General features: G+C 49.6%; 10 protein-coding genes. 1 reads left to right on the top strand and 9 read right to left on the bottom strand.

The window, feature by feature from the left end; all coding sequences use genetic code 11:
- Window positions 1–530: 530 nt before the first annotated feature.
- Window positions 531–1,337 carry a helix-turn-helix transcriptional regulator gene (locus DW677_RS16540; RefSeq protein WP_075877043.1) on the top strand — a complete coding sequence of 269 codons (807 nt, stop codon included), beginning with the start codon at window positions 531–533 and terminating at the stop codon, window positions 1,335–1,337.
- A 117-nt stretch (window positions 1,338–1,454) separates the two neighbouring features.
- On the opposite strand, the gene DW677_RS16535 is transcribed toward DW677_RS16540, so the two are convergent.
- From DW677_RS16535 to DW677_RS16490, 9 genes are all read right to left on the bottom strand, one after another.
- Window positions 1,455–1,946 (bottom strand): hypothetical protein, encoded by a 492-nt coding sequence (locus DW677_RS16535; protein ID WP_009266803.1) that lies wholly within the window; start codon window positions 1,944–1,946, stop codon window positions 1,455–1,457.
- Between the two features lie 51 nt (window positions 1,947–1,997).
- A complete protein-coding gene (locus DW677_RS16530; RefSeq protein ID WP_075877044.1) occupies window positions 1,998–2,375 on the bottom strand; it encodes a TnpV protein in 378 nt (125 codons plus the stop codon).
- Window positions 2,335–2,604 (bottom strand): helix-turn-helix domain-containing protein, encoded by a 270-nt coding sequence (locus DW677_RS16525; protein ID WP_117567839.1) that lies wholly within the window; start codon window positions 2,602–2,604, stop codon window positions 2,335–2,337. The genes DW677_RS16530 and DW677_RS16525 overlap by 41 nt, the downstream gene beginning before the upstream one ends.
- Window positions 2,605–2,868: 264 nt before the next feature.
- Window positions 2,869–4,479, bottom strand: a complete 1,611-nt coding sequence (locus tag DW677_RS16520; protein ID WP_002569232.1) for a recombinase family protein — start codon at window positions 4,477–4,479, stop codon at window positions 2,869–2,871.
- A 111-nt stretch (window positions 4,480–4,590) separates the two neighbouring features.
- On the bottom strand, window positions 4,591–4,779 hold the full coding sequence (locus DW677_RS16515) for a transposon-encoded TnpW family protein (RefSeq protein WP_002569233.1): 189 nt from the start codon (window positions 4,777–4,779) through the stop codon (window positions 4,591–4,593).
- Complete coding sequence (locus tag DW677_RS16510) at window positions 4,776–5,630, bottom strand: ATP-binding protein (RefSeq protein WP_002569234.1); 855 nt, start codon at window positions 5,628–5,630, stop codon at window positions 4,776–4,778. Before DW677_RS16510 ends, DW677_RS16515 begins: the two co-directional genes overlap by 4 nt.
- Window positions 5,627–6,376, bottom strand: a complete 750-nt coding sequence (locus tag DW677_RS16505) for a phage replisome organizer N-terminal domain-containing protein (protein WP_002569235.1) — start codon at window positions 6,374–6,376, stop codon at window positions 5,627–5,629. Before DW677_RS16505 ends, DW677_RS16510 begins: the two co-directional genes overlap by 4 nt.
- Window positions 6,366–6,578, bottom strand: coding sequence for a hypothetical protein (locus DW677_RS16500; RefSeq protein ID WP_002569236.1), 213 nt, complete (start codon window positions 6,576–6,578; stop codon window positions 6,366–6,368). The genes DW677_RS16505 and DW677_RS16500 overlap by 11 nt, the downstream gene beginning before the upstream one ends.
- Before the next feature lie 185 nt (window positions 6,579–6,763).
- Window positions 6,764–8,098 (bottom strand): relaxase/mobilization nuclease domain-containing protein (locus DW677_RS16490; protein ID WP_117567838.1); only part of this gene is annotated, 1,335 nt, incomplete at its 5' end.

Below are 8,098 nucleotides of genomic sequence, written 5' to 3'. Positions count from 1 at the left end.
AGGTAAAAGGAAAGCTCATGCTTCCTCTTTTTGCTCATTCTCGGCATATTGCGCTTCCTCCCGTTTTCGTGTATGGTTTCGGGGCGATTTTCGGCAAAATTACAGCCATAGAGCCGCTTAAAATCTCCCGAAGTATCAGCGATAGGGTAGACTGTCCCCCTATCAGATTGTCGTGTTTCGGTATCATTTCGGTGTCAGTTCGCCAGTTCTCCCTGGTGTCGTTCCTCCCCTGAATCTCACAGCGGCGTATTGCTCCCTTTGGTACGCTCGTTTTGGTCAGGATTCCTCCACATCCCTGCCAAAAGTCATGGCACTACATCGCCGGGGAAGCATATCCCACACAGGCTGGTCATTCGATTGGAATAATCCATCGATGAACTACCTGTATCATAGAACATTTTTGTGCCCTGTGCCGTATGTCCACAAAGTAGGAATTAGGGGTAAAAATCAGAAATTTCCACGATTGCGGAAAGTGTGATATAATCCAGATAAGCGGCAGCAATCAAACCACCGGAAAGGAGCGTGCGCCCATGAAAGGAGCGACAAGCATACAGGAACGCCTTTGGGAACTCCGCAAGGACAAAGGCTTAAATCTGGAAGAGTTGTCAGAGTTGACGGGTATTTCCAAATCAGCTCTTGGAAGTTATGAAAAAGAGGATTATAAGGAAATCAATCATGGCAACCTTATCGCGCTGGCAGACTTCTATGGAGTTTCCGTTGATTATCTGCTGTGCCGGACAGAGAACAGGGAGCAGATCAACACGCCATTGACGGAGCTGCATTTGAATGATGAGATGGTCGCACTTCTGAAAAGCGGTCGGATTAACAACCGTCTGCTCTGTGAGCTTGCCACACATAAAGATTTTATCAAGTTTCTTGCAGATATTGAGATTTATGTGGACGGGATTGCCACCATGCAGATTCAAAACCTCAACGCCCTTGTCGATACCGTCCGGCATGAAATCATTGAACGGTATCGCCCCGGCGAAGATGACCCGCATTTGAAGGTGCTGCAAGCTGCCCATATCAGCGATGATGAGTATTTCAGCCACATGGTTCTGGATGACCTCAACCGGATTATCCGTGATATTCGGGAAGCCCACAAAAAGGACAGTGAGAGTGCGCCCCAGACCACTGTTGCCGATGAACTGAAAGAAAATCTGGAAGCGGTCGAAAATTTCAAGGGCAGCCGGGATGAAAAGTTGGTTGTCCTTTACTGCAAGCAGCTCGGCATCAACTATAAAAATCTGTCAGACGAAGAATTTCGCTGGCTGATTCGGATTCTCAAAAAATCAAAGAAAATGGGAACGCCTATCAGCCAGAGGAAAAAAAGGTAAGGAAAAACCGCTGTTGCATGGTTTGTTGGCTCCCATGTAGCAGCGGTTTGTGCTGTGGTTATTCAGTTAAAATTTCAAAGCGATAAAGTGGAATTTATCTTAGAAATTACAGCAATGTTATTTTGATAAACTTTCAAGAATTGAAATATCATGCTTATCTTTATCTCTTAATTCATAACCTGAGTGGAAAACTCTTTGACCTTTTAAGGATATACAAGGAATTGTTTTTCCTTCAAAAAAAGCACTACCAAAGTAATCTTTTTCAAACTCATACCAGCCACCCTCTAAATCAGCTTGTTTTGAAGTTCCGTCCTCATTTAAAACGAACGGGTGAATGTCTAAGTAACCAAGTTCATCACTATATAACTCTATTCTAACCGGTTTCCAGTCTGTATCAATTTTATAGCCCAGATTCAAAAGCACATTTAACAATTTTTCCGTATGTTGAGCATCAAAATTTATATCTATATCTCTATGAATTCTTGTTTGTTTACCAGCTAAAATATCTACACCCCATCCGCCATCCAACCAGTATGTAATTCCAGTATTTTCGAATAATTCTATTACTTTCATTAAATCTTCTTTTGTTGTTATTTCTTTTCTACCCATACAAAGTCTCCTTTACAACTTCTAATTTGTAATAATCATTCTACCATACCGTTATGAATAAATCATCTCATGCAAAACAATTTCTTCTGCCCGGTTGTGAATGTTATTGCAACGCTGCACCCATTCCATTTGACAGGTACGCTTTAATTCCTCTGTCACGCCCTCGGCAGCTTTCAGCTGTTCCATGATAGTGTCTGACCGTTCCTGTGCCTGTTCGTTCATGTCTACAAGATATGTCCACAATTCTCCGGTCAGTATCAATGTATTCAATCTGGATGGGTGGACTTCTCTTAAATATTCCCGGTGCATCCGTCCATACTTTCCGATGGGGCGGTGTTCTTCCGGAAGTTTCAAATCCGGGATGTAGTAATCTCCGACAAGGATATAGTCAATTCTGTTTTCTGTTATTCTTGGTTTCAATTCGCTCATGTTCCTTACCTCCTGTGGAAGCAGGCTCGTCTGATACTAACTCAATCACATCGGTAATCTCACAATTCAGGGCTTCGCAGATACGCAGCAGCGTTTTCATACTGATATGCTCGCCCTTGCCCATGTTGGCAATCATGTTGGTTGTCAGACCGGCGGCAAGCCGCAAGTCCTCTTTTCTCATGCTACGCTCTTTCAGGGTGTTCCATAATGGCTGATAGCTGATGTTCATAGGCTTCCCGTCCCTCTTTCCATCGTCAAGTGTTCTGCACCCATTATAGCAGAAATCTTGCGTTTCCACAATATTTCTTGACCGCACCGCCGGTTCCGTCTGGATTGTGTTTTCCCTTTCTTCGCTTTTTTATTACATCTAATTAGCCATAAGCTGCTTAATGCCCTGGCTTTTTACTGATGTGCGATAAAGAAGTAATAGAAGTGTAAAAAATTTTGCCGTTCCTATCCGGCACTTGCGCATTGTGTCGGATAGGTCGGGCGGTTATTCGGGCAAGTCCACCTTGCCAACAAAAGAATAATAAATCTCAATGTCCTGTCTGCGGGTCTTGTTCTCGTCATAGCTGCACTCATGCACAACGATTTTCTCTACAAACTCCCGCAGCAGAGTAGGGGTAAGTTCTTCAAAGCTGGTATGCCGCCGGACAACATTCATAAACTTTTCTGCGTTCACGGTGGCTTCCTGTGCTTTGGAAAGCTCCGCTTGAATAGCAGCGGCTCTTTCTTTCAGCTCCCGTTGCTCTGCTTCATAGTCTGCCGACAGCTCTGTGAAACGCTCGTCTGATATGCGCCCGGTCACGCTGTCCTCATACAGCCGCTTGAAGATAGCGGATAACTCGGCTATGCGTTTCTCGGAGGCTTCCAGTTCCTTTTTCTTGGCGGCGTTCCTGCGTTTGCCCCCGTCCTCGTTCTGCTCAATCAAGAGTTTCATAAACCGGGCTTCATGCTTTGCCGCATAGCTGGTCACTTTCCGCAGATTGGAGAGTACACCAGCGGTCAAGAGGTCGGTGCGGATAAAGTGCGCCGTACAGTCATGGGTGCGTTTCTTGTAGTTGCCGCAGATATAACAGTCCTGCTTGCGCTTGTCCGTCTGGTATCGCTGCTGATACATCACGCTGCCGCAGTCCGCACAGAACAGTATGCCGGAGAACAAACCCACTTCATCATAGCGGTTTGGGCGTTTGCGCTGTTTGCGAAGCTCCTGCACCCGTTCCCATGTTTGGGTGTCTATGATAGGCTCGTGGTGGTTCTCGAAAATCACTTGCTTTTCCGGGGGATTTTCTACACTGTGCTTGACTTTGTAAGAAAGTTTTTCTGTCTTGAAATTTACCAGACAGCCTGTGTATTCCCGGTTTTCAAGGATATGCACTACGGTATTGGTCGCCCACTTGCACTCATAGCCGGGGTGGTAGCGGCGGGTGCTGCCCGTCCTGCGGTATTCAAGCGTTCCCGGCGTGGGGATTTGCTGCTCTGTGAGCATACGGGCTATCTTGGTCGGACCATTCCCGGCAAGACAGAGGTTGTATATCTGCTTGACTACGGGTGCAGCTTCCTCGTCAATAATGAAATTTTCATCCTCGTCCATGAGGTAGCCATACACAGGCTTGCTTGTGATGGGCTTGCCATTCATGCCTTTTGAGCGTTTTACTGCTTTGATTTTCTTGCTCGTATCTCTCACCAGCCATTCGTTAAAGATATTCCGCAGCGGGGCAAAGTCATTGTCGCCCTGTGCGCTGTCCACTCCGTCATTGATAGCGATGAAGCGGACACCTTTCTGTGGGAAAATCATTTCCGTGTACATTCCCACTTGCAGGTAGTTTCGCCCTAACCTCGACATATCCTTTACGATAACTGTCCCGACTTTTCCGGCTTCAATGTCCGCAAGCATGGCTTGAAAACCGGGTCTTTGAAAGTTCGCACCAGAATAACCGTCGTCCGTGTACCAGCGCAGATTGGAAAAGCCGTTCTGCTTTGCATAGGTTTCAAGGATACGCTTCTGATTGGAAATGGAATTGCTTTCGCCTTGCAGCTCGTCCTCATGGGATAGTCTTGGGTAAAGGGCGGTAATTGGTTGTTGGTTGGTCTGTCTTAACATAAAATCCTCCGTTTCCGACAGCCAGCCCCACTATTCCGTACCTTGATTGTACCACATGGGGCGGCTGTCTGTATAGCGGCAAAAGCGTCAAATCTGCTTCTTTATGGTCGGTCAAATCGCCGTTTTTTGTGTAGCAGCTTCCGCTTCCAGCACTTTCATCATCTTGTCGGCTGCGGTGTCGGTTGCGCCCTGCTTGAAGAAGCCGGAAACGGTAAGGACGGAGTTGCCCATGCGGATTTCCGTCACACAGTCCGGGCGGCGGTCTGTTTTGGTGGTGCTTGTCTGTTTCGTTTCTGTCATAGGCTCTCCTTTCGCTGCTTCATCAGTTGCTTTAAGCGTTCCAGCTTTTCCTGTGCGGTTTCCTTTCGGAAGTTGCTGCCCGTGAAGCGGACGGGGGCGCACATGGAAGTCAGCCTGTCATAGATACGGGCGTGGGGCGTGTCCTGCGGGTGCTGCAATTCCTCCAGCGTGAGGTTGGTCGTGGCGATCAGCGGCTTGCCGCTTCGGTAACGGCTGTCAATCACGCTGTAAACCTGTTCCAGCCCGTATTCTGTTCCTCGCTCCATACCGAAATCATCAAGTATCAGCAGAGGGTAGCTGCAAAGGCGGGAAATATATTCGTTCCTGCCCTCAAAGCTGGCGGCAAGGTCACCCAGTATCGTTGCAAAGTTTGTCATGCAGACGGCAACCTCTTTTTCCATAAGGGCGTTGGCGATACAGGCGGCAAGGTAGCTTTTTCCCGTCCCCACGCCGCCCCAAAACAGGTAGCCGATATTTTCAGCCTGCATGGTTTCCCAGCTCTCCACATAAAAGCGGGCGGTTTCGGTCTGCGGGTTTCTGCCGTTGTCATGCTCAAATGTCCAGTTCCGCATAGCAGGGTCGGTAAAGCCCCGGCGTTTCAAGTCCTCCACTTTTTCAAGGTGCTTCTGTCGGCTTTCGGCGGCTTGCTGCTTTTCACGGGCTGCCCGCTGGCAGTCGCACTCTGCCGGGTGGCGGTCACGCCCGAAACAAGTCTTTCCCTCTGCAAAATAGGCTTCTTTGGGCGTATGGCACTTACCGCAGTATAAAAGCCCGTCCTCGCCTGTGTAGTCCTCCGCTTCGGCGGTAGTGGCTGTAATGTCCGTAATCATAGCTTCAATTCCGTTTTTCATAAGCTCTCGCCCTCCTTGCATGAATAATCGGGTATGCCCTGTTTCGGGGCAGCCTTGCCTTTGGCAGCGTCCTCCTGCGCCCACTTGTAAATGGTGGCTGCATGGCTGTGGTACTGTTTCCCGGTGGAAGCGATATGGCAGGAAAGCCGGTCAATATAATACTCCCACTTGTCGGGCAACTCTGTTTTTAGCCCGGAAAGCTCTGTATCGGTCAGTATCACATTGTTGTATCTGCCATAAGCGGCGGGGGCGGGGTGTCCCGTTTCTCCCTCTCTCTCTTTTTCTATCTCTATCTCTTTCTCTAACTCTATCTCTATCTCTGGTGGACGAATGTCGGACAAATGTCCGCCTTTTGTCCGGGGCGGTAAAAGTGCCTTGTTTTCCAGTCTTGCAGCCCGTTTCCGCTCGGCTTCGGTAGAGGACTGTCCTATCATCAGCTCAATGTCGGTCATATAGAAAGCCCCGCTGTCAAGCTGCTCCACAAGCCCCAACTGCCGGAAAATCTCTAAAGCCCTCTCAACCGTCCCTATCTGGTGGCGGGTCAGTGTCGCTATCATCTGCGCTGTGTAGGGGATATGCTCGTCAAGCTGCAATTTCCCGCCGTTTTTCAGCGATTTTAAGTACAGCTTCAAGAGGATATTGGAGTATAAAATCCCGTCTTTCATATCTTCCAGCAGCACAATGGAGTCGCTGTCAAAAAAGTTCTCTTTCAGCTTGAGGTAGTAATACTTGCGGTTATCTGCCATTGTCCCTGTCCTCCTTTTTCCGGCGTTTGGAGTAGTAGTGGGGGCAGAGTATGATAACCGCCCGGAAGCTCTGCTTGCAGCTATGGGTACAGCCCCGGCAGAGGTCATTGTATGTGATACGATCGCAGGTGGAATTCCCGACTTTCACTTGCCGCAGGAAAAAAGACCATTCCAGCCGCCGTTTCTTGCTCATTCTTGGCATGGGTGCGCTCCTTTCTGCCGTTTCCGCTGGTGTGGCGGTATCGGCGGTAATTCTGTATCATCTCGGTATCATTTTCGGGTTTTTTCTGCCCTATAAGCCCGTTAAAAAATCCTTTGGTATTTGCGGATAGGGTACGGGGCAGCCCCCTTGTTCTGTATAGGTTCGGGTACATTTTGGGGCGGTTTTTATCGTTCCTGTTCCTGCCTTTTCACAGGCTTGCGCTCCCGGTGTAAAATCTGGTCGATATTGCCCTTGACAGTCTGTAAGCGGCGGTATTCCTCCCGTTTTGCCCGGTAATCGTTGTAGCCGCTGTTTTTCTCTTGGATAAGGGTTTCAATCTCTGCTTGCAGGGCTTTATAGCTCGGCAGCTTGGAAATGCCGTTTTCCCTGAAATAGCGGGCGGCTGCGTCTGCTATGATAAAGTCGCTTTCGTACTTCTGACGGTAGGCTGCTTTTGCTTTGGCGTTTTTCTGCTGTTTCAGCCCGTCCCGGACAGGGCGGGTCTTGGAATAGGCAAGCACCTGCCGTTGCAGCTCCTTTTTCCCGTTCAGCGTCTTTTCCATCTGCTTCAGCTCTGTAAGGCTTTCCCGCATGGCGGTATAGGCGGCAGAACAGGCTTCGTCCAGTTCCTCCGGGGAGGAAAAGCCGTACTGCTGATAGGCGGTAACGGTAGCTGCCATTTGCTTTAGGTTGTGCTTTGCCGCCCAGCGGTCATAGCCCACGCCCTTGCCCTCGGCTCGCTTGGCTTCCCGGTCAACCATGCGCTGCAAGGTGTTGTCTGCCGGGGTGGTTTTTGTGGTTTTTTCCCCTTGTGACAGCTTTTTAACCGCGGCAGGGTATTCGAGTATGGCTTTGCTCTGTTCGGCGGCTCTGTGGGCGTTCTGCGTAAGCAGGACAAGGACAGCAGCCTTGTCAAAATCGTCCCCCAGCTTCCGGGCTGTGATAGGCTTTGTCCTGTCCGGCGTGAGGTAGGAAAGCCGCCCCCGGCTCTCCTTGACGGTCACACCCTCCCGCAGCAAAAGGGAAGAAAATTCGTCAAAGCTGCCAGCTTGGGAAAGTGCCTGCCGTATCGTCCGGCGCAGCTTCGCCTTGTCCGTTTCAAACTTGGTGGGCTTGGTCGGCTGTCCTGCGGCTTCTCTGACAGCGTTCTCTTTATCAAGGGCAAGCTGTCCTTTCTTTGCCGCCCAGTATTCCCGTTCGGTTATCCGTTCCTTGCTGCCGCTTAGGAGGTCGATTTGGTAAAGCCCCTCCCGGTGGCACATCTCCATGACTTCACTCTTGAAATATTCCATAGCGGCGTTGGTGCAGCGGTGCTTGCAGCCCTCCCGTGTGTCGGCTGGTCTGTCCATGTAGGGCAGAAGCGGGACTTCATAAATCCGCAGGGAGTTGATGACGATATGCACATGGATATTGCCGCTGTGGTTATGCCCGTCCGGGTGGGTGCAGACTAAGGCTTGGTGTCCGGGGAAATGCTCTTTACAGAACTGCTCGCCCAGCTCCTGCGCCCGGTCTACGGTCAA

Origin of the sequence: Clostridium sp. AM25-23AC (genome assembly GCF_003435125.1) — a bacterium.
Taxonomy (GTDB): domain Bacteria; phylum Bacillota; class Clostridia; order Lachnospirales; family Lachnospiraceae; genus Pilosibacter; species Pilosibacter fragilis.
Note: the sequence above shows the minus strand (reverse complement) of the source record. Positions and strands in the feature narration are given on the sequence as shown.

Bases quoted from the DNA above. Each gene is read 5' to 3' on its own strand.
- DW677_RS16540 (WP_075877043.1), top strand. From the start codon at position 531: ATGAAAGGAGCGACAAGCATACAGGAACGCCTTTGGGAACTCCGCAAG.
- DW677_RS16535 (WP_009266803.1), bottom strand. From the start codon at position 1,946: ATGGGTAGAAAAGAAATAACAACAAAAGAAGATTTAATGAAAGTAATA.
- DW677_RS16530 (WP_075877044.1), bottom strand. From the start codon at position 2,375: ATGAGCGAATTGAAACCAAGAATAACAGAAAACAGAATTGACTATATC.
- DW677_RS16525 (WP_117567839.1), bottom strand. From the start codon at position 2,604: ATGAACATCAGCTATCAGCCATTATGGAACACCCTGAAAGAGCGTAGC.
- DW677_RS16520 (WP_002569232.1), bottom strand. From the start codon at position 4,479: ATGTTAAGACAGACCAACCAACAACCAATTACCGCCCTTTACCCAAGA.
- DW677_RS16515 (WP_002569233.1), bottom strand. From the start codon at position 4,779: ATGACAGAAACGAAACAGACAAGCACCACCAAAACAGACCGCCGCCCG.
- DW677_RS16510 (WP_002569234.1), bottom strand. From the start codon at position 5,630: ATGAAAAACGGAATTGAAGCTATGATTACGGACATTACAGCCACTACC.
- DW677_RS16505 (WP_002569235.1), bottom strand. From the start codon at position 6,376: ATGGCAGATAACCGCAAGTATTACTACCTCAAGCTGAAAGAGAACTTT.
- DW677_RS16500 (WP_002569236.1), bottom strand. From the start codon at position 6,578: ATGCCAAGAATGAGCAAGAAACGGCGGCTGGAATGGTCTTTTTTCCTG.